Source organism: Geodermatophilus obscurus DSM 43160 (assembly GCF_000025345.1).
In the GTDB taxonomy this organism is placed as follows: Bacteria; Actinomycetota; Actinomycetes; order Mycobacteriales; family Geodermatophilaceae; genus Geodermatophilus; species Geodermatophilus obscurus.
In genome coordinates this window covers 4046952-4070619 of the sequence record NC_013757.1, presented here as the reverse complement: position 1 = coordinate 4070619, position 23668 = coordinate 4046952, and the positions used below count along the sequence as shown (strand labels likewise).

26 protein-coding genes and 1 pseudogene are annotated in these 23668 nt (G+C 76.0%); 15 read left to right on the top strand and 12 right to left on the bottom strand.

Annotated elements, in window-relative coordinates; translation table 11 throughout:
• Positions 1-96 precede the first annotated feature (96 nt).
• The 4 genes from GOBS_RS18930 (at position 97) to GOBS_RS18910 (ending at position 3615) form a co-directional block, all read left to right on the top strand.
• A complete protein-coding gene (locus tag GOBS_RS18930) occupies positions 97-1308 on the top strand; it encodes an MFS transporter (protein WP_012949880.1) in 1212 nt (403 codons plus the stop codon).
• Positions 1309-1553: 245 nt separating this feature from the next.
• Positions 1554-2243, top strand: coding sequence for a SemiSWEET transporter (locus GOBS_RS18920; protein ID WP_049788396.1), 690 nt, complete (start codon positions 1554-1556; stop codon positions 2241-2243).
• Between the two features lie 261 nt (positions 2244-2504).
• The gene (locus GOBS_RS18915) at positions 2505-3056 is read left to right on the top strand and encodes a GDSL-type esterase/lipase family protein (protein ID WP_081448934.1); all 552 of its coding nucleotides are present in this window, start codon (positions 2505-2507) and stop codon (positions 3054-3056) included.
• 67 nt (positions 3057-3123) lie between these two features.
• Positions 3124-3615 carry a GNAT family N-acetyltransferase gene (locus GOBS_RS18910; protein WP_012949878.1) on the top strand — a complete coding sequence of 164 codons (492 nt, stop codon included), beginning with the start codon at positions 3124-3126 and terminating at the stop codon, positions 3613-3615.
• Here the strand turns inward: GOBS_RS18910 and GOBS_RS18905 are convergent.
• The 3 genes from GOBS_RS18905 to GOBS_RS18895 all read right to left on the bottom strand — a co-directional run bounded on the left by GOBS_RS18905 (position 3576) and on the right by GOBS_RS18895 (position 6407).
• Positions 3576-4508, bottom strand: a complete 933-nt coding sequence (locus GOBS_RS18905; RefSeq protein ID WP_012949877.1) for a ketopantoate reductase family protein — start codon at positions 4506-4508, stop codon at positions 3576-3578. The genes GOBS_RS18910 and GOBS_RS18905 overlap by 40 nt on opposite strands.
• 28 nt (positions 4509-4536) lie before the next feature.
• Positions 4537-4986 carry a hypothetical protein gene (locus GOBS_RS18900; protein ID WP_012949876.1) on the bottom strand — a complete coding sequence of 150 codons (450 nt, stop codon included), beginning with the start codon at positions 4984-4986 and terminating at the stop codon, positions 4537-4539.
• A gap of 227 nt (positions 4987-5213) precedes the next feature.
• On the bottom strand, positions 5214-6407 hold the full coding sequence (locus tag GOBS_RS18895; protein ID WP_243697543.1) for an MFS transporter: 1194 nt from the start codon (positions 6405-6407) through the stop codon (positions 5214-5216).
• Between the two features lie 90 nt (positions 6408-6497).
• On the opposite strand from GOBS_RS18895, the gene GOBS_RS18890 reads away from it, so the two are divergent.
• Positions 6498-7100, top strand: a complete 603-nt coding sequence (locus GOBS_RS18890; protein WP_012949874.1) for a TetR/AcrR family transcriptional regulator — start codon at positions 6498-6500, stop codon at positions 7098-7100.
• A 215-nt stretch (positions 7101-7315) separates the two neighbouring features.
• Positions 7316-7864: a dihydrofolate reductase family protein gene (locus tag GOBS_RS18885; RefSeq protein WP_012949873.1), complete on the top strand. Its 549-nt coding sequence runs from the start codon at positions 7316-7318 to the stop codon at positions 7862-7864.
• Positions 7865-7870: 6 nt separating this feature from the next.
• Here the strand turns inward: GOBS_RS18885 and GOBS_RS18880 are convergent, their stop codons facing one another.
• Entirely contained in the window at positions 7871-8620 is a 750-nt protein-coding gene (locus tag GOBS_RS18880; protein ID WP_012949872.1) for an alpha/beta fold hydrolase, read from the bottom strand.
• Between the two features lie 226 nt (positions 8621-8846).
• On the opposite strand from GOBS_RS18880, the gene GOBS_RS29825 reads away from it, so the two are divergent.
• Together GOBS_RS29825 and GOBS_RS18870 are read left to right on the top strand one after the other, a co-directional pair.
• On the top strand, positions 8847-9233 hold the full coding sequence (locus GOBS_RS29825; protein ID WP_012949871.1) for an ATP-dependent Clp protease proteolytic subunit: 387 nt from the start codon (positions 8847-8849) through the stop codon (positions 9231-9233).
• A 12-nt stretch (positions 9234-9245) separates the two neighbouring features.
• Positions 9246-10439 carry an MFS transporter gene (locus GOBS_RS18870; protein ID WP_012949870.1) on the top strand — a complete coding sequence of 398 codons (1194 nt, stop codon included), beginning with the start codon at positions 9246-9248 and terminating at the stop codon, positions 10437-10439.
• A 4-nt stretch (positions 10440-10443) separates the two neighbouring features.
• Here GOBS_RS18870 and GOBS_RS18865 read toward each other — a convergent pair whose 3' ends face one another.
• Both GOBS_RS18865 and GOBS_RS27750 read right to left on the bottom strand, forming a co-directional pair.
• Positions 10444-10785 carry a hypothetical protein gene (locus GOBS_RS18865; RefSeq protein WP_041241583.1) on the bottom strand — a complete coding sequence of 114 codons (342 nt, stop codon included), beginning with the start codon at positions 10783-10785 and terminating at the stop codon, positions 10444-10446.
• A 192-nt stretch (positions 10786-10977) separates the two neighbouring features.
• Complete coding sequence (locus tag GOBS_RS27750) at positions 10978-11133, bottom strand: hypothetical protein (RefSeq protein ID WP_012949869.1); 156 nt, start codon at positions 11131-11133, stop codon at positions 10978-10980.
• A gap of 92 nt (positions 11134-11225) precedes the next feature.
• On the opposite strand from GOBS_RS27750, the gene mgrA reads away from it, so the two are divergent.
• The gene (mgrA, locus tag GOBS_RS18855; protein WP_012949868.1) at positions 11226-12257 is read left to right on the top strand and encodes an L-glyceraldehyde 3-phosphate reductase; all 1032 of its coding nucleotides are present in this window, start codon (positions 11226-11228) and stop codon (positions 12255-12257) included.
• Positions 12258-12263: 6 nt separating this feature from the next.
• Here the strand turns inward: mgrA and GOBS_RS18850 are convergent, their stop codons facing one another.
• On the bottom strand, positions 12264-12737 hold the full coding sequence (locus GOBS_RS18850; RefSeq protein WP_012949867.1) for an SRPBCC family protein: 474 nt from the start codon (positions 12735-12737) through the stop codon (positions 12264-12266).
• Between the two features lie 96 nt (positions 12738-12833).
• Here GOBS_RS18850 and GOBS_RS18845 point away from each other — a divergent pair, with 96 nt between their 5' ends.
• The gene (locus GOBS_RS18845) at positions 12834-13790 is read left to right on the top strand and encodes a hypothetical protein (protein WP_012949866.1); all 957 of its coding nucleotides are present in this window, start codon (positions 12834-12836) and stop codon (positions 13788-13790) included.
• 9 nt (positions 13791-13799) lie between these two features.
• Here the strand turns inward: GOBS_RS18845 and GOBS_RS18840 are convergent, their stop codons facing one another.
• Complete coding sequence (locus tag GOBS_RS18840) at positions 13800-14318, bottom strand: DinB family protein (RefSeq protein WP_012949865.1); 519 nt, start codon at positions 14316-14318, stop codon at positions 13800-13802.
• Between the two features lie 92 nt (positions 14319-14410).
• Here GOBS_RS18840 and GOBS_RS18835 point away from each other — a divergent pair, with 92 nt between their 5' ends.
• Both GOBS_RS18835 and GOBS_RS18830 read left to right on the top strand, forming a co-directional pair.
• Complete coding sequence (locus GOBS_RS18835) at positions 14411-15418, top strand: helix-turn-helix transcriptional regulator (protein ID WP_012949864.1); 1008 nt, start codon at positions 14411-14413, stop codon at positions 15416-15418.
• A complete protein-coding gene (locus GOBS_RS18830; protein WP_012949863.1) occupies positions 15415-15594 on the top strand; it encodes a hypothetical protein in 180 nt (59 codons plus the stop codon). The genes GOBS_RS18835 and GOBS_RS18830 overlap by 4 nt, the downstream gene beginning before the upstream one ends.
• A 9-nt stretch (positions 15595-15603) precedes the next feature.
• Here the strand turns inward: GOBS_RS18830 and GOBS_RS18825 are convergent, their stop codons facing one another.
• Positions 15604-16227, bottom strand: coding sequence for a CAP domain-containing protein (locus GOBS_RS18825; RefSeq protein ID WP_012949862.1), 624 nt, complete (start codon positions 16225-16227; stop codon positions 15604-15606).
• A gap of 144 nt (positions 16228-16371) precedes the next feature.
• On the opposite strand from GOBS_RS18825, the gene GOBS_RS18820 reads away from it, so the two are divergent.
• Positions 16372-17178: an SDR family oxidoreductase gene (locus tag GOBS_RS18820; protein ID WP_012949861.1), complete on the top strand. Its 807-nt coding sequence runs from the start codon at positions 16372-16374 to the stop codon at positions 17176-17178.
• A gap of 10 nt (positions 17179-17188) precedes the next feature.
• Here the strand turns inward: GOBS_RS18820 and GOBS_RS18815 are convergent, their stop codons facing one another.
• The 3 genes from GOBS_RS18815 to GOBS_RS18805 form a co-directional block, all read right to left on the bottom strand.
• Positions 17189-18502, bottom strand: a complete 1314-nt coding sequence (locus GOBS_RS18815; RefSeq protein ID WP_012949860.1) for an FAD-dependent oxidoreductase — start codon at positions 18500-18502, stop codon at positions 17189-17191.
• A gap of 235 nt (positions 18503-18737) precedes the next feature.
• A complete protein-coding gene (locus tag GOBS_RS25720) occupies positions 18738-19667 on the bottom strand; it encodes a GGDEF domain-containing protein (protein ID WP_049788384.1) in 930 nt (309 codons plus the stop codon).
• Positions 19668-19812: 145 nt separating this feature from the next.
• A complete protein-coding gene (locus GOBS_RS18805; RefSeq protein ID WP_012949858.1) occupies positions 19813-20766 on the bottom strand; it encodes a S1C family serine protease in 954 nt (317 codons plus the stop codon).
• Between the two features lie 97 nt (positions 20767-20863).
• Between GOBS_RS18805 and GOBS_RS18800 the strand changes: the two genes are divergently transcribed.
• Positions 20864-22837: an alpha-amylase family protein gene (locus tag GOBS_RS18800; protein WP_166487456.1), complete on the top strand. Its 1974-nt coding sequence runs from the start codon at positions 20864-20866 to the stop codon at positions 22835-22837.
• Positions 22834-23646: pseudogene (locus GOBS_RS28985) on the top strand (carboxylate-amine ligase). The gene GOBS_RS18800 and the pseudogene GOBS_RS28985 overlap by 4 nt, the downstream one beginning before the upstream one ends.
• Positions 23647-23668: the final 22 nt, after the last annotated feature.

Here is a 23668-nt window from a genome sequence, read left to right as displayed (position 1 = left end):
CGTAGCAGGACCGGGTGGCCGCGGGCGTTCCTCGGGTTCGAGCGGACGCCCGGGCCCTCGACGGGCCTGGGCCACCGCCGTGCGAGCATCCAGGACGTGCTGTGGCGGGGGCGGGGGGAGCTGCCCCGTGAGGTCGGCATCCTCGCCGTCGTCGCCTTCGTCGTCGCGCTCGGTTTCGGCATCGTCGCACCGGCCATCCCGCTGTTCGCCCGGTCCTTCGGCGTCGGGACGACGGCCGTCGGGCTCGCCGTCAGCGCTTTCGCGTTCTTCCGCTTCGTCTCCGCCTTCGGCGGCGGTTCCCTGGTCGAGCGGTTCGGCGAGCGGACCGTCCTGTCCGCCGGCCTCGCCGTCGTCGCCGTCACCACCGGCCTGGCGGGTCTGGCGGCGTCCTTCCCGCTGTTCCTCGCCCTCCGGGCGGCCGGTGGCGTGGGCAGCGCCATGTTCACCGTCGCCGCTCTGTCGCTGCTGCTGCGGGTCGCCCCGCCCTCGCACCGCGGTCGTGCCGCGGCGACGTGGCAGGGCGGGTTCATCCTCGGCGGGATCGCCGGTCCGGCGGCCGGCGGGCTGCTCGCCGAGCTGTCCCCGCGCCTGCCCTTCTTCCTCTACGCCGGTTTCCTGCTGCTCGCCGGCTCGGTCGCCATGGTGCTGCTGCGCCCGTCCGTGACGATGCAGCGCTCGGCGGAACCCGCGGGAACCGGACCCGACCTCGCCACCGACCCGGTCGGGCTGCGGACGGCCCTGCGCTCCCGCGTCTACCTGACCGCGCTGGTGGCCAACCTCGGCGTGGGCTGGGTGCTGTTCGGCGTCCGCAACTCGCTGGTGCCCCTGTACGTCACCGAGGAACTGGGCCGGACCGTGGCCTGGGCCGGCGCCGGGCTGCTGGCCGGCTCGGTGGCGCAGGCGCTGGGCCTGCTGCGGTCGGGTCGGCTGGCCGACACCTGGGGACGGCGTCCCGCGCTCGTCCTCGGCGCCGCGCTGGCCACGATCTCGACGGCGGCCCTGGTCCTGCCTCCGGTGCTGTGGGTCTTCCTGCTGTCGATGGCCGTCTTCGGGCTGGCCGCCTCCTTCCTCGCCAGCGTGCCGGCGGCACTGGTCGCCGACGTCAGCCCGGCCCGTGGCGGCCGGGTGGTGGCGGTGTTCCAGATGTCGGCCGACCTCGGCGCCATCGTGGGACCGCTCGTGGCCGGCTGGCTGACCGACGTCGTCTCCTACCAGGCGGCCTTCGCCGTCACCACGGCCGTGCTGGCCGCCGGGCTCGGCGCCGCCCTCGCGCTCCCGCGGACAGCCGGCGCGCCCGTCCGGGGCTAGGCCGGACCGGCTCCGCGCAGCGTCGGCGGGGTCGCGTGGCCCCGGCCACGGCGATGAGCGAGGTCACAGGACGATCACGCCGGATCGCCTCCCGTCACGGGACGAGGACGCCGATGACCTCTCCGGTCATCCCTGCAGCGGTCGCGCTGCCGCTCACCGACGAGCGCCCGGAGCCGGCGTGTGGCTGTCCAGCCCGCCGGTGGCCGCACCCATCGCAGTCCACCCGAACGGAACCCCGCTCCACCATGATCGCCGCCCTCGGCTCCCTCGCGGCCGCCCTCAGCATCACCGTCGTCTGGCCTCAGGTGTGGCTCTCCTGCCGGCACGGCCGCACCCTCGGCCTCTCCCCGACGGGCAGCTGGCTCGCCGTCGGCCTCAACCTGTGCTGGCTGACCTCCGGCCTCCTCGTCGGCGACACCCCGCAGATCGCCACCCACGCCGTCGTCGGCGCCGGCAACACCGCCGTCCTCGCCGCCCTCCTCCTCACCCAGCCGCACGCGCGCTCGGCGCAGGTCCTGCTGCGCACCGCCGCCGGAGCCGCGGGCCTCGCCGCGCTCGCCGCGGGCGGCGTCGCCGCCGTCGTCCTCGGGGCGGACACGACGCAGGTCACGTCCGTGCTCGCCTCGGTCACCACCGTCGTCGGCATCGTCGCCGCGCTGCCCCAGCTGCTGGGCATCCTGTTCGACCGCGCCCAGGACCTGTCCGGCATGTCCCCGGCGCGCTGGTACCTCGGCGCCGGCTCCTGCGCCTCCTGGACCGCCTACGGCTGGCTCCTCGGTCAGCCGACGGTCTGGCTGTCGGCCGGCTTCGGCCTGGTCTGCGCCGTCACCACCTGCGCCGTCCTGCGCACCCGGCGGCCGGCGCCTCCTGCCGCTCCGGTCGTCCCGCTGCGCCCGGCAGCAGCCCCGCGCAGGGTGCTGGCGGCCGCGGCCTGAACCCCGTCGGTCCCGGCGCGGTGTCGGCTGCGCACCGCGGCGTCCGCCGCGCCGGCCCGGGTGTGCTGCGGTTCGGGCCGGACGTCGTCCTCGACGACCACGAGGCCACCGTCGTCCGTCGCGCCGCCGCGAGCCCCCTCGCGACGCGACGCCGCGGCGGCCGTCCCGGAGGGCGACGTCCCCTGGTGGCGTGATGGACGTCCGGGTGTGCGTCCTCGGTGACTCGTTCACCGCGGGCGTCGGTGACCCGACCGGTGCGGGCTGGGTGGGTCCGGTCGCGACCGCGGCGCGTGGCGCAGGCTGGGACCTGACCGCCTACCCCTGGGCGTGCGCCGGGACACCTCGGTCGACGTCGCCCGGCGCTGGCCGGCCGAGACGGAGCGGCGGCTCAAGGACGGCGAGCGGTACGGCGTGGTCGTCGCCGTCGGTCTCAACGACGTCGTGCTGGAGGACGGGCGCCGGCGGGTCTCGCGGGAACGGTCGCTGGCCGCGCTGGCCGAGGTCCTCGACGGCGCGGCCGCGCGGGGGTGGGCAGCGCTGGTCGTCGGACCGCCGCCGGTGTCGGAGGCGGGGGGAAGCGCGAGGGCCGTGGACCTCTCCGCCGGCATGGCGGGGGTGTGCGCCGGGCGGGCGGTGCCGTTCGTCGACACCACCGGCCTGGCGGACGACGCGGTGTGGGTCGCCGAGGTCGCGGCCGGCGACGCGTACCACCCGTCCACCCGCGGCTACGCCCGTCTGGCCGCACTCGTCGAGCCGGCGCTCCTGCGCTGGCTGGCCGCGCACGTCGCGCCGTCGTCCCCGGGGGTCCCGTGACCGAGGAGCTCCCGCTGGGCCTGTCGGCCCGCCACCCGCACCCGACGACCACGGCCGCGTCCTCGCGGTGCTCGACGCCTGGTGGGGCGACTTCGGCGGTCCGGACGGCAGCCGTCAGCGGGCGCTGCTGCTCCCGCGGCTGTTCTTCGAGCACTTCGCCGACAGCAGCTGGGTGGTCGAGGACGCCGACGGGGACCTGCGCGCCTTCCTCGTCGGGTTCCTGTCCCCGGCCCGGCCGGAGGTCGGGTACGTGCACTTCGCGGGAGTCGACCCGGTCCTGCAGCGTCAGGGGCTGGCCGGTGCGCTGTACCGCCGCTTCGCCGAGCACGTCACGGAGCGGGGCGCCCGTCGGCTGTCCTGCATGACCAGCCCGGGCAACACGACCTCGCTGCGCCTCCACCGCGGTCTCGGCTCCACCGTCGTCCCCGGCGACGGCGTCGTGGACGGCGTCCCGGTGCACCGCGACCACGACGGGCCCGGCCTGCACCGGGTGCTGTTCGCACTGACCCTGGAGGACGGTCAGCTGCCCGGGTGGCGCTCCCGCAGCTCGTCGACGTAGCGGGCGGTGACCGGGACGGCGACCCCGTGCCGGGTGGCCGCGCGGACCACCGCGCCGCCGATCGCGTCGAGCTCGATCGGCCGGCCGGCGGCGGCGTCCCGCTGCATCGACGAGCGCATGCCCGCAGGGACGCCGTCGAAGAAGTCGACGACCTGCTCCTCGTCGGCGGGCGCACCCTCGGCGCGGGCGACGGCGGCGACCTCGCCGACGATCGCGACCAGGTCCTCCCGCCGGGACTCGCGGACCTCGCCGGCGGTCGCCTGCGCCGCGGTGGTGAGGAGGGCCAGGGGTGCCAGGAAGTTCAGCTTGCCCCACAGCGCGGCCTGCTCGTCGTCCCCGACCCGCGTGGTGACGCCGGCCTGCTGCAGGGCGTCGGCCAGCCGCCGGACCCGCTGCCCGAGCCCGTCCACGGCGACGAGGTCGACGGTCACGAACGGACTCCCGTGCCGGACGACGCCCGGCTCGGTGCGGGTGCTCTCGACGCGGATCGTCGCCGGGACGACGCCGGCCTCCGGGTAGCGACGGCGCAGCAGGCCGACGTGCTCGACGCCGTTGAGCAGCGGCACGACCAGCGCGTCGCCCAGGACGTCGGCGGGCACGCGCTCCAGGGCGTCGTCCAGGTGGGTGGCCTTGACGCACACGAGGACGACGTCGACCGGGGTGGTCAGCCGTTCGGCGGCGTCCACCGGGGTGGTGAAGTCGCCGAAGTGCCCGCTCTCCACGCGCACGCCCGCCGTCCGCAGCCGCTCCGCCGTCCCCGCGCTCGCCAGGCACGTCACCGACGCGCCGGCGCGGGCCAGCAGGGCCGCCAGCAGGCCGCCGACCCCGCCGGGGCCGAGCACCGCCACGCGCAGTCCGGTCAGGGCGTCCTGTTCGTCCGTCACGGCCGACATCATCGCCTCGCAGCGTCCCGACGCACCCTCAGCCGGCAGCGGCCTCCCGCAGCAGCCGCTCGTAGCGCCCCTCCGTCGGTGACGGTTCCAGGTCGCCGAGGAAGACCGCGACGACCCGTGCGCCCGGCCGGTCCGCGGCCTCGGCGCGGACCCGACGCCAGACGGCGAGGTTGGGGTGGTCGTAGGCGGTGCACGCCTCGGCCGGGCTCAGCAGGTCGATGGCCTCCTGCAGGCGCTGCTCGTCGAGGAGGTACGTCGCCGTCCCGCGGACGTGACCGCACACCGTCGCCAGCACGACCGCGGGCAGGAAGTTCTCGCCGCGGTTGACGCGCGGGAAGACCTCCTCGGCCGAGGCGTCGCCGTCCACGGTCAGGCCGACCGCGTAGGCCGCCGGTCGCTCGTAGCCCTCGATCGCGTTCTCCAGCCGCTCGCGCGCGGCCGCGATCTCCTCGGTCGTCGTCCACCGTTCGTCCGTCACGGTGTGCAGTCTCGCGCCCGACTCCCGGCGGCGTCCCGCGGACCGGACCGGGCCGGCTGCGCTCGCTCCGGCGGGCGCTGCGTGCACGCCCTGGCCACCTGCTACGAGGTCGCCCGCCGACTCGACGAACGCCCCCGCCTCGCGCTCGCCCTCCGCGGCCGCTCCGACGAGGGCCGCCTCCCGGCCACGGTCCGCATCCCGCTCTCCCTCCTCGACCCGGCGAGGTCCTACGGGTCGGACGCGCGCGGTCGACCGGACGGATCGGCCATCCCCACCTCGAGTACGGGACCCGGCGGTGCCGCTCGACCGCCCCTGGGACGGCGGGCTGCCCCATCGCCGCGGCTGCACGTCGCCGTGGCCGCCACCGCGAGGAGACCCGCCGCGACCACGAACGTCACCGGGACGCCGGTGACCCCGGCGAGCGCCCCGAGGACGCCGGCCCCGATCGCCTGCCCTGCGGTCAACCCGATGAAGACCACGGCCGCTGCCTGTCCTGCCGCGTGCGGCGCCGTGTCGGCGCCCCAGGCGATGAGCACTCCGCTGAGCGCGACGAAGGCCGCGCCGAAGCAGGCGAGCGCCACGGCCGAGGCCGGCAGGGAGCCGGGCGCGGCGGCGAGCAGCAGCACCGCGGCAGCGCAGAGGCCGACGCTCACCGGCCAGGCGACGCGCACACCGACCCGGTCCACGAGGTGGCCGCTGAGCCCACCCACGAGCCCGGCCGCCCCGAGCAGGCACCACAACAGACCGGTGACCGCGGAGGGGAGCCCGGCGTCGGTCAGCAGGTCGCGGCCGAACGTCCACACCGAGGCCGACCCGGCCCCCGCGACCGCGGCAGCCGCCAGGGGACGCCGGAGGGTCCGCACCGGGGAACCCCCGGGTCCGGGTGCGGGCCGGTGGTGTCCTGACGGCCACGCCGTGGAGCGGTCGGCCCACCACGTGGCCAGCAGCGCCACCACCGCGAAGCCGGCCCAGGCCTCCCGCCACGTCCCCGGCGCCGCGAGGACGACCAGCCCCCCGAGGACGATGCCGGCTCCGGTCCCGCTGTTGACGACGCCCTGCGCCCGCGGCTCGGCCTCGGCCGGCACCGTGGCCGCGACCGCTTCCACCAGGGCCGGGGTGGCGAAGCCGGCTCCGCTCCCGGCGACGAGGGCCCCCACGGCGAGCACCTGCCACGACCAGGCGGTCGCCACCACCGCCGAGCCGAGCGCCGCGCTGCCGCCGGCCAGCCACAGCGCCCGACGGGCACGTCCGCGGACGACGAGGCGTCCGGCGAGGGCCGCGGTCAGGCAGTAGGCCACGAAGCTGCCCGACGCGATGCCGCCGGCCCCCGTGGTCGAGAGCGGGAAGGCGCTGCGGAACTCGGGCAGGTACAGCCCGTAGCCGTAGCGGGCGAGGCCGTACGTCGCCCCGATGACCGACAACCCGGCCGGGACGAGCAGCGGTACGGCCGGCGCATGGGGAAGGAGTGACTGTAACGATCGTTTCGACATAACGATCGTTACACTAGCGCTGTGCCCAGGCAGCCCGCGAGTCGTCCGGCGCGCGAGCGGCTCCTCGCCGCGGCCGCCGAGCTGTTCTACGAGCAGGGGATCGCCGCGACGGGGGTCGACGCCGTGCTGGCCCGTGCCGGCGTCTCGCCGTCCACGCTGTACGCGCACTTCCCAGGCAAGGACGCGCTGGTGGCGGCCTACCTGGAGGACCGGCACCAGGCGTGGGTGGAGACATGGGACGAGGTGCTCGCCGAGCTCACGGACCCCGTCGAGCGCCTGCTGTCGGTCTTCGACGCCGTGGCGCTCCACCGCGCCCGGGAGGGGAACCGGCGGGGGTGTGCGTTCCTCGCCGCGGCCACCGAACTGCCGGTCGGGCACCCGGGTCAGCGGTGGCTGGAGGCCGACTCCCGCCTGCTCGCCGATCGGCTGCGGGAACTGGCTGTCGCCGCCGGCATCGAGGACGCCGACGAGGTCGCCGCCGGACTGCTGCTCCTCTACGACGGGGCGCTGGCACGGGAGGCGCGCAACGCGACCATCGCCGACCTCGCACGGGGCAACCCGCTGGACCAGGCCCGCTCTCTCGCGGCCTCGCTCCTGGCGGTCCATGCCCCCGAGCGGCACTGACGCCGGGCGGCCACCGGCCGAGGGTCCGACGACGCGGCCGGGTCGCCGGACCTCCTCGGGCACCAGCTCCACGCCTGCCGTGCTCCAGACGCGGGAACGGCCGGGGGGCCGGCCCGGTCGCAGGCACGCATGCCCGCGTCCTCCTCCGCCCACGGGCGATGAGTTCGGGCCGGCCGGCCGGTCCCAGGTGCAGACGACGAGGACGGGAGGGGCCGATGGCCAGGGTGATCGCGGGGATGACGGTGTCGCTGGACGGCTTCGTGCAGGACGCGAACGGCAGCGCGGACGCGCTCTACCCGGACCTGGCGGAGCTGCAGGACTCGCCCTACATGAAGGCGATGCAGGAGCGGACCGGTGCGGTGCTGATGGGCCGCCGGACCTTCGACATGGCCGGCGATCCGGACGGTTACGCCGACGGCTACGAGCTGCAGGTGCCGATCCTCGTCGTCACCCACACGCCGCCCCCGGTCGAGCCCAAGCGCAACGAGCGGCTGTTCTTCACGTTCGCCACCGAGGGTGTCGAGTCCGCCGTCGCGCAGGCGGCCGAGGCGGCGGGGGAGCGCGACGTGACCGTGGTCGGCGGCGTCGACCTGAACCGTCAGCTGCTCGCGGCGGGGTTGGTCGACGAGCTGCACGTCGACGTCATGCCCGTCCTCCTCGGTTCCGGGCTCCGGCTGTTCGACGGCACGCCGCTGCTGCTGGAGGAGCTCGGCGTCGAGGAGGCCGGCGCACGCACCAGCCTGCGGTTCCGCGTGGTGCGCTGACCGGCGTCAGAGCGAGGCCCAGAACCGCTCGAGCACGGCGGCCGAGCGCTGCGGGTCCTCGACCATCCACCAGTGCCCGAGACCGTCGAGCACCTCGACGCGGGCACCGGCGCGCTCGGCCGCGCGACGCCGCTGCGCGTCGGTGCCGACGAAGGTGTCCTCGGAGGGGAGCAGCGCCAGCCCCGGGCGGGCGGCGGCGGCCTCCAGCGACCGGCCCGCCTCCGCCACGGCCGGCTGGGCGGCCGAGCGGTAGAGCGCCAGGACGGCCCGGCCCATGTCCTCGTCCTGGCCGGCGGCCACCTGCTCCGCGGTGTCCGGCGGGAAGCCGGACGAGACCAGCCGCGCGGCCTTGTCGGCGGTGCTGCCACCCAGCATCCGCGTGACCGACTCCTCCCCGACGCCCGGCTGCTGCAACCCCTGCGCCAGGTCGTGCCAGACGTAGTCCGCGTCGAAGACGCCGATCGCGTCGCTGACCCAGCTGCGCAGCAGGTCCGGACGGGCCATCGCCACGTTGACCACGTGGGCGCCGCCCCAGTCGTGGCCGACGAGGTCGACCGGCTCGCCGATCCGCTCGAGCTCGCCGACCAGCCAGTCGCGGTAGTCGGACATCGTCGCGCCGAAGCCCGCGGGCAGCGGTGCCCCGAACCCGGGCGGGACCGTTCGGACGACGTCCCGCTGCAGGGAGGCGACGAGCGGGTCCCACAGCGCCGGGGTCTCGGGGTTGCCGTGCACGAGGACGGTGGGCGGGGTCGTCACGAGGTCCTCCTCCGCGGTGCCGGAACAGGTCCGCAGCCTGCACCACCGGCGCCGAGCAGCCCACCGGTTCCTGCCCACTGCGCTGCCGACGGCGTGAGCGGCGCGGTCAGGACCACTTCGCCCAGAGCACAAGAACTGCGCGACCAGCTGGATGCGCCATTCCGGTCGCGCCTTCCGCCGTTTGCGTTGCTCGACTCCGGTCACCGGTCCACGGAAGGGGTCGCCCGTGGACGTTCCCACACCCACCAGCGCGCACACCCCGTACCTGCAGGCAGGGAACGGGCACGCGTCACTGCACGACGCCGTCTTCCACTGCCTGCTGCGGGAACGCATCGTGTCCCTGGGCAGCCAGGTCGACGACGACATCGCCAACCAGATCTGCGCGCAGATGCTGCTCTCGGCCGACGACCCGCACCGGGACGTCCACCTGTACATCAACTCGCCGGGCGGCTCGGTCGGCCGTGGCCGGACCCGTGTGCAGTCCAGGTGCTGCCGCCGCCCGCGCAGCCGCTCGGCGCTCGCCGCCCCGTGGTCGGGATCGCCCGGCCGGAGGAGGGGCTCCCCGGGGGGAGGGCCGTCCAACCGTTCCGGGACAGTGGGGTACCGCCCGTGACGAGAGGACCTGATGGTGCGCCCGACCTCGACCGCCGTTTCCACCGAGCGGGCGCGCGTCGCCGTCGCCGTGGCCTTCGTGGTCAACGGGTTCGCCTTCGCGTCGTGGATCTCCCGGGTCCCGGCCGCCCGCGACGCCCTCGGGCTGTCGTCGGCCGGGCTCGGCCTGCTCCTGCTCTGCCTGGCCGTCGGCTCGGTGGTCGCGCTGCCGCTGACCGGGCCGGTGGTGCACCGCACCGGCCCGGCCCGCGGCGTGCTCGGTGGAGCGACGCTGGTGCTGGCGGGGCTGCTCCTGCTGGCCCTCGGCGTGAGCGCCGGTCAGGTCGTCGCGGCCGGAGCGGGGCTGACCCTCGTGGGCATGGGCGTCGGCGGCTGGGACGTCGCGATGAACATCGAGGGTGCGGCGGTGGAGCAGCGGCTGGGTCGGGTCCTGATGCCACGGCTGCACGCCGGCTTCAGCCTCGGCACGGTTGCGGGCGCGCTGCTGGGGGCCGGCGCCGCCGCGCTGGGCTTCCCGCTGCCGGCCCAGCTGGTGCTGACGGCGGTCCTCGCGTTGGCCGCGGTCGCGGTCGCCACTCGCTCGTTCCTACCCGTCGAGCCGGCCGCGGAGGACGCGCACCGGGGCGGGTCCGGCGTCGGGCGGGCCTGGCGGGAGCCGCGCACGCTGCTGGTCGGCGTCCTCACCCTCGCGTTCGCCTTCACCGAGGGCAGCGCCAACGACTGGCTGGCGGTCGCCCTCGTCGACGGGCACGGCATCGCCGAGTCGACCGCCGCCGTGGGCTTCGCCGTCTTCGTCGCCGCGATGACCGCCTTCCGGATGGTCGGCGGCGCCCTGCTGGACCGGTTCGGGCGGGTGGCCGTCCTGCGCGCGGGCGGGGTCACCGCGCTGCTCGGGCTGCTGCTGTTCGTCACCGCTCCCGGGCTGCCGTTCGCCCTCACCGGGGCGGTGCTGTGGGGCGCCGGCGCCGCGCTCGGCTTCCCGGTCGGCATGAGCGCGGCCGCCGACGACCCGGCGCGGGCCGCCGCCCGGGTGTCGGTGGTCAGCTCGATCGCCTACACCGCGTTCCTCGCCGGGCCGCCGTTGATCGGGTTCGTCGCGGAGGTGACCGGTGTGCTGCAGGCGCTGCTCGTGGTGCTCGTCGTCCTCGCTGTCGGGCTGCTCGCCGCCGGGGCCACCCGGCCGCTGCGTCCCGCCGCGGCCGGGTAGGCGCTCAGCCGGCGATCTCCCGCACGATCGCGGCGGCCGCCGCCCGGCCCTCCGGCGCCGGCACAAGCGGCATCGGGGCGAGCCCGGCCAGCGGCCCGTTGCCCGGGCTGAGCCGGGGACCGGTCGGGTCGTCGCCGCCGACCCACGCACGCCCGGCCTCGCGCAGACCGGCGCTGCTCAGCCACGGGTCCCGGGAGCTGACGTCGTGCCGCCGCACCAGCCGCGCGGGCGGCCGCGCCGGCGTCTTCGGCTCGGCCATCCGCCGCCGTGCCCGCTCGGGCGTCGCCATCCGGGGCTTGCGGGTCAGCCGCAGCACCGCCGCGACGAGCCGCATCTGCAGGCTCACGCGGGCACCACCAGGACGACGACGTCGTCCTCGTGCAGGCCCGCCGCGACCACCGTCCCGTCGTGCTCGGCGGCCGCGGTGACGAACCGGTACGAGCCGTCGGTGTCACGGCTCGTCGACCCGGCGACGACCCGGTTCCTCCCCGGCGAGGTCGCCGATCCCGCTGCCGGTCAGCGCCGCGTGGGACCGTGCTCAGACCCGTGTGTCCCGCTTGTTCCAGCCGATGACGGCGGTGACGACGAAGAGCAGCAGGCCCACCACGGCCAGCCAGAACAGCCCCTCGAGGACCGCGCCGACGACGGTGACCACCAGCCACACGACCAGCAGGATGCCGATGAGTCGCAGCACGGCGCACCTCCGGTGCAGTCGGATCCGGTCCGTCGAGCGTAGGTCCGGGGGAGCCCGGTTCGGGCGTCCGCGCCCCGGGCAGGATCGCGACCATGGCCTACACCGCAGCGCAGGACCGCTACGACTCGATGACCTACCGGCGCACCGGCCGCAGCGGCCTGGACCTCCCGGCGGTCAGCCTGGGTCTGTGGCACAACTTTGGTGACGACGTCCCGTTCGACCGGCAGCGCGCCATCCTGCGCCGCGCCTTCGACCTCGGCGTCACCCACTTCGACCTGGCCAACAACTACGGACCCCCGTACGGCAGCGCCGAGGTCAACTTCGGCCGGCACCTCGCCGACGACTTCCGCCCCTACCGCGACGAGCTGGTCATCTCCACCAAGGCCGGTTACGACATGTGGCCCGGCCCGTACGGCCAGGGCGGCGGCGGGCGCAAGTACGTGCTGTCCAGCCTCGACCAGTCGCTGGCCCGGATGGGCCTGGAGTACGTCGACGTCTTCTACTCCCACCGGCCCGACCCGACCACGCCGCTCGAGGAGACGATGGGCGCCCTGCACAGCGCCGTCCGGGCCGGCAAGGCGCTCTACGTCGGCATCTCGTCGTACTCGCCCGAGGACACCGCCAAGGCGGCGGAGATCCTCGCCGACCTGGGGGCGCCGCTGCTGATCCACCAGCCGTCGTACTCGATGCTCAACCGCTGGATCGAGACCGAGGGGCTGCTCGACACGCTGGAGGACGTGGGCGCCGGCTGCATCGCCTTTTCCCCGCTGGCCCAGGGGATGCTCACCAGCAAGTACCTGGACGGCGTCCCGGAGGGCTCGCGCGCCAGCCAGGGCAAGTCGCTGTCGGCCGACCTGCTCACCGAGGAGGCCCTCGGGCACGTCCGCGCGCTCAACGACATCGCCGGGAAGCGCGGGCAGAGCCTGGCCCAGATGGCGCTGGCCTGGGCGCTGCGCGACCCGCGGGTGACCAGCGTGCTCGCCGGCGCCAGCAGCGTCGGCCAGCTGGAGCAGAACGTCGGTGCGCTGGAGCGGCTGGACTTCTCCGACGACGAGCTGGCCGCGATCGAGCAGCACGCCGTCGACTCCGGCATCGACCTCTGGGAGGCCCCGCGGACGGCCTGAGGAGGATCAGGTCCCGCGCTCGACCAGGGCCGCCAGCCGGTCCAGCGCCATCCGCCAGCCGAGCTCGTTGTCCGCGGGTGCGACGCCGTCGGGCACGCCGTCGTGCACCGCGGTCAGCTCGGTGCCGCCGTCGCCGCCGTCGGCCAGGGTGATGGTGCTGGTCATCTCGCCCCCGAGCGTCGGGTCGGCGGTCTCGAAGACGTCGACCTCCACGACCAGCTCGTCGGGCACCAGGCGGACGAAGCGGCCGCGATAGGTGTCGGTGTGCGCGGTCGTCTTCCCCTGCGGTCCCGGCTCGTCATAGGTGAGCGAGACGCGCAGCGTGCCGCCCTCGCGGGCGTCGAACTCGTGCACGGCGCACGTCATGCCCTCGGGCACCTTCCACCGGGCGACGGCGGCCGGGTCGAGCAGGGCGCGGTAGACGGCGGCGCGCGGCGCGTCGACGTGCCGGCTCACCCGGGTGGTGGTCACGGCCGCCATGGTGCCGCGCCGCCTGACCCGTCGAGTGCTACGAACTCGTGGTGATCGCGCCGCGATCACCACGAGTTCGCAGCACTCGGCAGCGAGGAGGCGCCCGTGGACCTCGACGAGGTGGCCGACGAGCTCTACGCGGTGCCGCCCGACCAGTTCGTCGCGGTGCGCGGGCAGCGCCAGGACGACGCCCGGGCCGCGGGCAACCGGACCCTGGCCCGCGAGATCGGCGCGGTGCCCAAGCCGACCGCCGCGGCCTGGGTGTGCAACCTGCTGGTGCGCGAGCAGCGTGCGGAGATCGAGGGCCTCGTCGAGCTCGGCGACCTGCTGCGGCAGGCGCAGGAGAGCCTGGCCGGGGACCAGTTGCGGGCCCTGGACCGCCAGCGCTCCCAGCTGCTGACCGCGCTCACGAGACAGGCGACCGCGCTGGCCCGGGAGCACGGCGTGCGGGTCGGCAGCACGGTGGAGACCCAGGTGGCGGACACGCTGCGTGCTGCGCTGGCCGATCCGGAGGCCGGCCAGGCGCTGCTGTCCGGTCGGCTCACCGGGGCGATGTCCTACAGCGGCCTGGGGACGACCGGCATCCGGCCGGCGCTGCGGCTGGTGCGGCCGCGACCGGAGCAGCGCGAGGCCCCCGCGACGCGTGGCGGCACCGCGGCTCCCCGCCGGCGTTCCGCCGAGGACGCCCGCCGGGCTGCCGAGGAGGAGGCCCGGCGCCGCGAGGGAGAGGCGCGGCGGGCTGCCGAGGAGCGCCGCCGGCGTGAGCTCGAGGAGGCGCGCGCCGCGGCGGAGGAGGCCACCGCGCTGGCCGCCGAGGCCGTCGCCGCGGCCGAGGAGGAGCGGCACCGCGTCGACGACCTCGACGCGCGCCGGGCCGACCTGCAGGCGCGCGTCGAGGAGCTGGCCGACGAGCTCGCCCGCACCGAGGAGGAGGCCGCGCGGACCGCCGAGGAGCTCCAGCGGGCCGAGCTGCACCGGCGCACCGCCGAGCGGCACGCCACCGAGGCCGCCGCGGCCCGCGACCACGCGCTGGCCGCGCTCCGCGCGCTCGAGGAGGGCTGACCCGCCTGCTCAGCCCATCGACTTCTGGCCGTCGATGGTCTCCCGCAGGATGTCGGCGTGACCGGCGTGCTGGGCGGTCTCGGCGATGACGTGCAGGAACACCCGGCGGGCCGAGCGGTGCGCGCCCGGCTCGAACCACGGCGCCTCCGGCAGCGGGTGCGACGCGTCGAGGTCGGGGAGGGTGCGCACCACGTCGTCGGTGCGCCGAGCGACCTCCTCGTAGGAGGCCAGCACGCCGTCCAGCGTCTCGTCGGGGCCCAGCCGGAACTCCTCGGCCCACCTCGCCATCTGCTCCGGGTCGGTGGCCGAGGCCATGGCGCCCGGGCCGTTCAGGACGAAGTCCACCCAGCCGGCCTCCTGGGAGGCGACGTGCTTGACCAGCCCGCCGAGGGTCAGCTCGCTGGCCGTCGGCTGCAGCCGGGCCTGCTCCTCGGTGAGGCCCTGGACGGTGTAGCGGAGGAAGTGCCGGTGCGCGGCCAGCGCCTCCAGCAGGTCGGCCCGCTCGCCGGTGAGGGTCGTCGTGTCCATGGTGTCCGCCTTTTCCGGTCCGGTTCCTGTCGAGGACGACGCTAGGGCGCACAAGTGCCAGATCCTGACCGCAATCCGGTCAGGATGACGGCATGACCGATCCGGGCGCCCGCACCCTCCGGCTGCTCTCGTTGCTGCAGCAGCGCCGCTACTGGGCCGGCGCCGACCTCGCCGACCGGCTCGGCGTCTCGGTGCGCACGCTGCGCCGGGACGTCGACCGGCTGCGCGAGCTCGGCTATCCGGTGGAGGCGCAGCGCGGCGTCGACGGCGGCTACCAACTGGCCCCCGGCGCCGCGCTCCCGCCGCTGGTCCTCGACGACGAGGAGGCGGTGGCCCTGACCGTCGGCCTGCAGACCGCCGCGCAGAGCGCCGTCGCCGGGACGGCGGAGTCGTCGGTGCGGGCGCTGGCCAAGGTCGTGCAGGTGATGCCCGCGCGGCTGCGGCGCCGGGTCGAGGCGCTGCGCGCGGTGACCGACCCCGCGCCCTGGGCCGCCCCTCGGCAGCTCGTCGACCCGGAGGCGCTGGCCGTCGTGGCCCAGGCCTGCCGCGACCGCGAACGACTGCACTTCGCCTACACCGCCGCCGACGCCACCCCGTCGGACCGGAGGGTCGAGCCGCACCGGCTGGTCACCCTCGGTCGGCGCTGGTACCTGGTCGGCTACGACCTCGACCGCGGCGACTGGCGCAGCTTCCGCCTCGACCGGTTGGCCCGGCCGCAGCCGACCGGGGCGCGGTTCGCACCGCGGCGGCTGCCGGCGGAGGACGCCGTCGCGTTCGTCCGGGCCGGGACGGCGGCGCTGAGCACCCCCACCGCCGTCGAGTTCCTCGTCGACGCCCCCGCCGACCGGGTGCGGGCGCGGATCGGGCGGTGGGCGCGCGTCGAGGAGGACGGCCCAGGCCGCAGCAGGGTGCACATGGAGGCCGACGGCCTGGACTGGCCGGCGTTCGCCATCGGCACCCTGGGCGTCGAGGTCACCGTCGTCTCACCGCCGGAGTTGCTGTATCTGCTGCACGAGTGGGGGCATCGGTTCAGCAGGGCCGGTTCCGTCGTACCCCCGGACGAGCATGGGGACCGTCCCACCGAGGGGAGGTCGCCATGACCCGCACCGTCACCAGCATCGAGGCCCTCGACCTGGAGATCGCCGTCGCCTACATCGCGCTCGGCGTCGCCCGCAGCGCGGCGGCCCACAGTCCGTCGGCCGAGAACGCGCGGCGGGTCGCCGACGCCGAGGCCGACGTCGACGCCCTGCTCGACGAACGCCTCGCGGCCGCCTGACCGCCGCCGTCAGCCACAGCCGGGTCCGTCGTCCTCGGGGTGGACGAGGGGCTCTGGTGGCGGCGTCGTGGTGGCGATGGCAGGCAGGTCGGAGCCCGTCGTCCGCCCGAACTGCTGGGTGGCCCACACCGACCCGTCCTCCGCGCAGTGCACGCCGACGCCCAACCGGTCCCAGCCCGGGTTGACCACGTTGACCCGGTGGTCGTCGGAGCGCATCCAGCCCGCGTGCATGGTGCCCGCCGGGACCGGACCGGTCGACTGGAAGACGTTCTCGCCGATCCCCTGCAGGTCGGAGAGCTCCTCCCGCGCGAGCAGCGCACCCATGTCCTGGTGCCTCAGCTGCTCGGTGCGCGCCATCTCGGCGCTCCAGCTGCGGGCCACCGCCGCGAGCTCCTCGTCCCACTCCACTGGTGCCAGCCCGCGTTCGGCGCGCTCGTCGTTGACCCGGTCGAGGACGTCCCGCGCCATCTCCTGCTCCGCGGCGGAGGCCTCCGCGGGCGGCGGGGTGGAGGTCGGCGCGTCTGGCCCGGGGGCCGGTCCGGACACCGGGACCTCCACCGCCACGCACCCACCGAGCAGCACCGTGAGCAGCGCCGCGACGGTCACGAGTGCGGAACGGCGGCCGGCTGTCATGCTCCGTCGTTACCCCGTCCGGGTCCCGGCCGGATGGGGAGCGCATTGCGATCGGGTGTCGGTCTCGGGAGGCCCCTCTGCAGGGTCCCGCCGCGAGCTTGCGAGCGGTGGGGGGCGGAGGGGTCCTTCACCTAGCGTCGGGCCATGACAGACCCCGCACGCCGCGTCGCCATCATCACCGGCTCCGAGTCGGGCATCGGCCGGGCCACCGCCGTCGCGCTGGCCGGGCAGGGCTGCGACGTCGGCATCACCTGGTACCGGCAGCGCGAGGCCGCGGAGGCCACCGCCGAGGAGGTGCGCGGGGTGGGGCGCCGCGCCGAGGTCCGGCACGTCGACCTGACGCGGCTGCCCGAGGCCGCCGACGTCGTCGACGAGCTGGCCGAGGCCCTCGGCGGGGTCGACGTCCTGGTCAACGACGCCGGCACCGGGCACATGTCGACGGTCCTCGAGACGGACTTCGCCACCTGGCGGGAGGTGCTGGCCACCGACCTCGACGCCGCGTTCCTGTGCCTGCAGCGGGCCGCCCGGCGGATGGTCGCCGCCGGCCGCGGCGGGCGGATCGTCAACATCACCAGCGTGCACGAGCACCAGCCGCGGGTCGGTGCCGCCGCCTACTGCGCGGCCAAGGGCGGCCTGGGCCTGCTCACCCGGGTCGCCGCGATCGAGCTGGCCGAGCACGGCATCACGGTCAACGCCGTCGCGCCCGGCGAGATCGCCACCCCGATGACCGGCCAGGAGGACGAGGACCCGGCCGCTCCCGGGCACGAGCGGCCCGGCGTCCCGCTGCGCCGTCCCGGGGACGCCCGCGAGGTGGCCGCCGTGGTCGCCTTCCTCGCCTCCCCGGAGGCCGGCTACGTGACCGGGTCCTCTTACGCCGTCGACGGCGGGATGCTGCAGATGGGCCCGATGGCCGGGTCCCACCTGACCTCCGACGACTGGCGGCGTCCCTGACCGGAGCCGGTCAGCCGGCGAGCAGGTCCAACAGCTGCCTCCGGTCCGGGCCGGGCGTTCCCGGCGGTGGCTCGCCGGCGTGGGCCGCCAGCCGCTCGGCCACCGCGGCGGCCAGCAGCCCGGCGCGCACCGGGTCGGGCGGCGGGGGCTCGCGGCCGGCACGGAGGGCGTCCATCTCCGTGATCCGCGCCCGGTCGGCGGCCAGCTGGCCGCGGTGGAACGACGTGACCTCCCGCTCGGTGGCCTCGTCGAAGACCCGTGCCAGCTCACCCGGGTCGTCGAGCGACGAGCGCACCGCGGCCCGCAGCAGCTGCGCGTGCAGCGCCCCGACCGAGATGCCGCGCCCGGCCGAGGGGTTGGTGCACGCCCAGGCGTCGCCCGCCGCGACGAAGCCGGTCACCACGGGGACGCCGTCCACCACCAGGCGCCGGTAGCGGTCCAGCGCCCCGGCCATCGCGAGCACACCGGTGATCGGCCGGCCGTCCAGCCAGTGCGCATGCCGCGGGCAGGCGGCCACGACCCGGTCGAACACCTCCGCCTCGCGCAGCGCCTTGAGCGGGGCGTCGCGAGCCGGCCCGAAGACGGTCACCGACCAGGTGTCGTTGTCCCCGCCCAGCGTGATCAGCGAGATGCTGCCCACGGGCGCCAGCTGCGGACCGATCCGCCGCGGCTGCTCGGGGCCGGTGGAGTAACGGGTGTAGTAGACGAAGCCGCTGGTCGAGCTCTCCACCCGGGCGGGGCGGGCGTCCAGCTCGGCCAGCCAGTCCGCGCTCGGCGACCGGCGTCCCGTCGCGTCGACGACCAGGTCGGCGGCGACCTCCTCGCCGGTGACGGTGCGCACCCCCGCGACGTGCGGGACGCCGGGCAGCGCCGAGGGGCCGGGTACGAGCCCCGCGACCCGCACCCCGCGGCGGACCGAGAGCCGCGGGTGCTCCTCCGCGGCGGCCGCCACGACCGCCTCGGTGACCGGACGACGCCCGGTGACGAAGCGGAAGCGGTCGTCGCCCGGCCGGGGCGCGCGGTCTGCGATCGACGGCGGCAGGGACTCGAGGTAGTCGACCCGGACGCACCCGCCATCGGCGAGCCGCTCGGTCAGCCCGGGCAGCTCCCGGTCGACTACCTGACGGAAGCGGGGGAGGAGGGTGTGCGGCTGGCGGAACTGGGCCACGCCGGCGCGCCGCCAGCCGTCCCACGCCTGGCGGGACGTCCCGGGAGGGTCGGCCGGGTCGGGTTCCAGGACGGTGACCTCGTGCCCGTCCTCGGCCAGCATCAGCCCCGCGCACAGGCCGACCACCCCGCCGCCGCACACCACGATCGTCGCCATGCCGCCTCCCGGGTCCGCCGGGGACGCTGCCACCGCGCCGGGGGACCGGACAGTGCCGGAAGCCCCGCGGTCCCGTCGCCGTCCCGGCGCTCGGTCCGGCTCCCACCATGTCGATCATGGACTTGTTCCGGCCTCGGCCGGCGTGCCGGCGCGTGTCGTCGGCAACAGCCCCATGATCACCGGCGGGACGACGTCCGGGGCGGTCGGCGGGTGGGAGGGGGCCGTCCCGGCGTCGTCAGCCGCCGCGCTTGCGGCGCTTGTTGCGGTAGAGGTCGGTGTCGGCGCGCACGAGCAGCTCGGCGAGGGTGTCGCCGGGCCGGGCGGTCGCCGTCCCCGCCGACCAGGGCGCCGGGTGGGCCGCCCGCAGCCGGGCCAGCAGGTCCTCGACGCGGGCGGCGTCGGTGGCGGGCAGGCTGAGCACGAACTCGTCGCCGCCGTAGCGGCCCAGCAGGTCCGACAGCCGCAGCCGCGCGCTCCACGCGGTGGCCAGTTCCTGCAGCAGGGCGTCGCCGGCGCGGTGACCCGCCTGGTCGTTGACGGCCTTGAAGTCGTCGAGGTCGATGAGCACCACCGTGAACGGTTCGTCGCCGCGCTGCGCGTGCGCCAGGCCGCGGTCGGCCGCCGCCTGCCAGGCGCGCCGGTTGGCCAGCCCGGTCAGCGGGTCGGTGGCCGCGGCGCGGCGCAGGTCACCGGAGATGCGCAACTGCACCTCGGTGAGGACGACGACGGTGACCACCGTGGTCAGCCACAGGGGCAGGTACCCGGTGGGCGCCGCGGCGACGGCACCGGCCGTGGTGAGCACGAGCAGCACCCCGACGTGGACCCGCGCCGCCCGGCGGGAGAAGAAGTGCCCGCTGAAGACGCCGACCGACACCATCGCCGGCCCCAGCCCGACGATCCCCACCGCGGTCGCCGCGCGCCAGGTGAGCAGGCCCAGTGCCGCGGAGGCCACCAGGACCGCTGCGTGCAGCGCCCACGGCCCCAGCCGGTCGCGACCCAGCCAGAGCACGACCGACCCGGCGGCGGTCAGCGCGGCCAGGCCCCACAGCAGCGCGACCGGCGACCGGTCGGACACCGGCACCAGCGCCCCCACGGCGCACAGCACCGCGCTCACCGCGTACAGCAGTGCGAGCAGCGCGAAGCCACCTGGCCGCAGCGTGTGCATGGACCCCCCGTCCGTCCGGGCCAGCATCAGCCGCCCCGGCGACGCTCTGCAGCGTTGCGGAACCGACCCGACCCGATGGGGGGAGCCCCCGCCGCCCGACCGGGGGAGGCCGGGCTCACTCCGTGTCACCCGCCGGTGTCGGCCGTCATCCGCCGGTGAGCTCGGTCGGCACGGTGATGACGTCGACCATCGCGCCGCGACGGTGCACGGTCACCGGCAGCGGCCGGCCGATCGCCTCGTCGAACAGCAGCCGCTGCAGGCTCTGCGCCTCGGCGACCGGCCGGCGTCCGGCCTCGAGCACCAGGTCGCCGGCCTTGAGCCCGGCCCGGTCGGCCGGCGACCCGGGGACGACGTCGACGATGCGCAGTCCCCGGCGGCGCCCGGTGCGCTCGGCCAGCGCCGCGGGCAGCGGTGCCGGCGTGCTGACCAGGCCGAGGAAGGCGCGGCAGACGCGGCCGTCGCGGACAAGCGCGTCGACGATCCGCCGGGTCGTGTCGTTGACCGGCACCGCGAGGCCGAGCCCCCAGCCGGCGACCGCGGTGTTGACCCCGACCACCCGGCCGGCGGAGTCGGCCAGCGCCCCGCCGGAGTTGCCCGGGTTGAGCGCGGCGTCGGTCTGGATGACGTCCTCGACCACCCGTGCGGTGCGGCCGTCGCGCGTGGGCAGCGACCGGCCCAGGCCGCTGACCACCCCGGCGGTCACCGAGCCGGCCAACCCCAGCGGGTTGCCGACGGCGACCACCAGCTGGCCCACCCGGAGCGTCGACGCGTCGCCGAGCCGGGCCGGCGGGGGAGTGGCACCCCGCGCCCGGACGACGGCGAGGTCGGACAGCGGGTCGGCGCCCACGACGTCGACCGCGGTCTCGCTGCCGTCGGCGAACACCGCCCTCCCCGACCGGGATCGCCCGACCACGTGGGCGTTGGTGAGCATCAGCCCCTCACCCGGGACGACGACCGCCGATCCGGCGCCGCCGCGGCCGTCGGGAGCGGTCACCTGGAGGGCCGCGACGTGCGGGGTGAGCTCGGCCGCGACGGCGGTGACGACCTGCGAGTAGGCGTCCAGGGCGGACGCCGTGTCCGGCTCCGGGGACGGGCCCATGGCAACCTCCTGATTACTCGCTTACACAGTGAACGCCTCCTCCGGGCGCTGGGGGAGCGGTCATGCCGTGGGCGAACAGCGGCCCGATACTGACGCCGTGACGATCCCGGCGACCGCCCGTCGAGCTGCGGCGGAACAGGCGTGGACGCAGCTGCGGCCGGAGCTGGAGGCCGAGGCGGTCGCCGCGCTCGGCCCGGCGGAGGGCGACGCCTTCCTCGCCCGCGCCGACCTCGCGCTCTACGACGTCCACGAGCCGCTGGCCACCCTCTACGCGGAGGCCGCCGACGAGCTCTTCGCCCGCGCGCTGCGCAGCGCACTGGCCGCCGCCGTCGAGCGCCCGGAGGCCCTGCGGCGCATCGACCGGCGCCGGGAGGTCGACCCGGGGTGGTTCCAACGGTCCCGGGTGCAGGGCTACGTCTGCTACGTCGACCGGTTCTGCGGCACCCTCGACCGGCTCCCCGGCCGGCTGGACCACCTGGCCGAGCTCGGTACGACCTACCTGCACCTCATGCCGCTGCTGCGGCCGCGGCCGGGGGAGAACGACGGCGGTTACGCGGTGCTGGACTACCGCGCGGTCGACCCGCGGCTGGGCACGATGAGCGACCTCGAGGACGTCGCCGGCGCACTGCACGACCGCGGCATGGCGCTGTGCATCGACCTGGTGCTCAACCACACCGCCCGGGAGCACGCCTGGGCGCAGGGCTGGCTGGCCGGCGACCCGGCCTACGCCGGCTTCTACACCGCCTTCCCCGACCGCACGCTGCCCGACGCCTACGACGCGACGATCCCCGAGGTCTTCCCCGACCGGGCGCCGGGCTCGTTCAGCTGGGTACCGGAGGCCTGCGGCGGCGCCGGCGGCTGGGTGTGGACGACGTTCTGGCCGTACCAGTGGGACCTGGACTACTCGAACCCCGAGGTCACCCTGGCGATGCTCGGGGAGATCACCTGGCTGGCCAACCGCGGCGTCGACGTGTTCCGCATGGACGCCGTCCCGTTCATGTGGAAGCGGCTGGGCACCAGCTGCCAGAACCAGCCCGAGGGCCACAGCCTGCTGCAGCTGCTGCACGCGCTGACCCGGCTGGCCGCCCCCGGCGTCATCTTCAAGGCGGAGGCGATCGTCTCGCCCGACGACCTGGTGGGGTACCTCGGCGGGCACGACCGCTACCGGCCCGAGTGCGAGCTGGCCTACCACAACCAGCTCATGGTGCTGCTGTGGAGCAGCCTGGCCACCCAGGACGTGCGGCTGGCCCGGCAGGCGCTGCGCCGGATGCGGCCGGTGCCGCCGACCGCCACCTGGTGCACCTACGTGCGCGGCCACGACGACATCGGATGGGCGGTCGCCGACGAGGACGCCGCAGCGGTGGGCCTCGACGGCTTCGCCCACCGCCGCTTCCTCAACGACTTCTACTCCGGCCGCTTCCCGGGCTCCTTCGCCCGCGGCGCGCTGTTCCAGGAGAACGAGGTCACCGGCGACGCGCGGGTCTCCGGCTCGGCGGCGTCGCTGTGCGGCATCGAGGCCGCGCTCGAGGCGGGCGACGACGCCGCGCTGGACGCCGGGGTCCGCCGGCTGGTGCTGCTGTACTCGGTCGCCTACGCGTACGGCGGCATCCCGCTGCTCTACATGGGCGACGAGCTGGCGCTGCGCAACGACTCGGGCTACCTGGCCGACCCCGCGCTGGCCCCGGACAACCGCTGGATGCACCGCCCGCCGATGGACTGGGAGGCCGCCGCCCGCCGGAGCGACCCGGCGACCCTCGAGGGCCGGGTGTGGCGGGAGCTCCACCGGCTGGGCGAGGTGCGCCGCGCGCAGTTGGCGCTGCGCGGCGGGGTGGAGTCCACAGTGGTGGACGCCGGCAGCGACGCGGTCCTGGTGTGGCGGCGCAAGCACCCGCGCAGCGGCACCTTCGTCGGGCTGGCGAACTTCTCGGCGTTCCCGCAGGCGGTGGACGCCGACACCGTCACCGGCTTCGGCGGCTTCGAGCAGGTGCACGGCAGCGACGGCGTCCTCCCGGTGCGGGAGGGGCAGGTCGTCGTCCCGGGCCTCGGCTTCGCCTGGTTCGCCGAGCCGTGAGCCGGGGAGGCGGCCCGGGGACGGAGCCGGGGGTCACGGTCGGCGTCGAGGAGGAGTTCCACCTGGTCGACCCCGACACCCTCGTGCTCACCCCGGGCACCACGGTCGTGGCGGCCGCCCTGGCCGGCGACGCCGGGGAGCACGTGCACCCGGAGATCGTCAGCACGCAGCTGGAGACCTCCACCGGCGTCTGCGCCACCCTCCCCGAGCTGCGCACCGAGCTGAGCGCCACCCGTGCGGAGGCCGCGGCCGCCGCGGCCCGTGACGGGCTGGCCCTGCTGGCCGCCTCCACCCACCCGTTCGGCACCTGGCGCGAGCAGCGGCTCACCGCCGCACCGCGGTACCGGGACAGGGCACAGCGGTGAGGCGCGCTGGCCCTCCGGCAGGACATCTGCGGCTGCCACGTGCACGTCGGCGTCCCCGACGTCGGGACGGCGGTCGCGGTCCTGGACCGCGTGCGCGCGTACCTGCCGGTGCTGCTGGCGATGACCGGCAGCTCGCCGTTCCACGACGGCGCGGACACCGGCTACGAGTCCTGGCGCACGGTGTGGTGGTCGCACTGGCCCAACGCCGGGCCGCCCGAGCCCATGGGCAGCGAACAGCGGTTCCGCGAGGTCGTCGACGGGCTGGTCCGCTCCGGGGTGGTGCAGGACGGCCGGCACCTGTACTGGGACGTGCGGCCCTCGGCGCGCTGGCCGACGCTGGAGTTCCGGCTGGCCGACGTCTGCACCGACCTCGACGCCGCCGTCCTGCACGCCGCGCTGGCCCGCTCGCTGGTGCGGGTGCTGGCCGGCCGCCGAGCGCGGTGAACCGTTCGACGGGCCGCGTCCG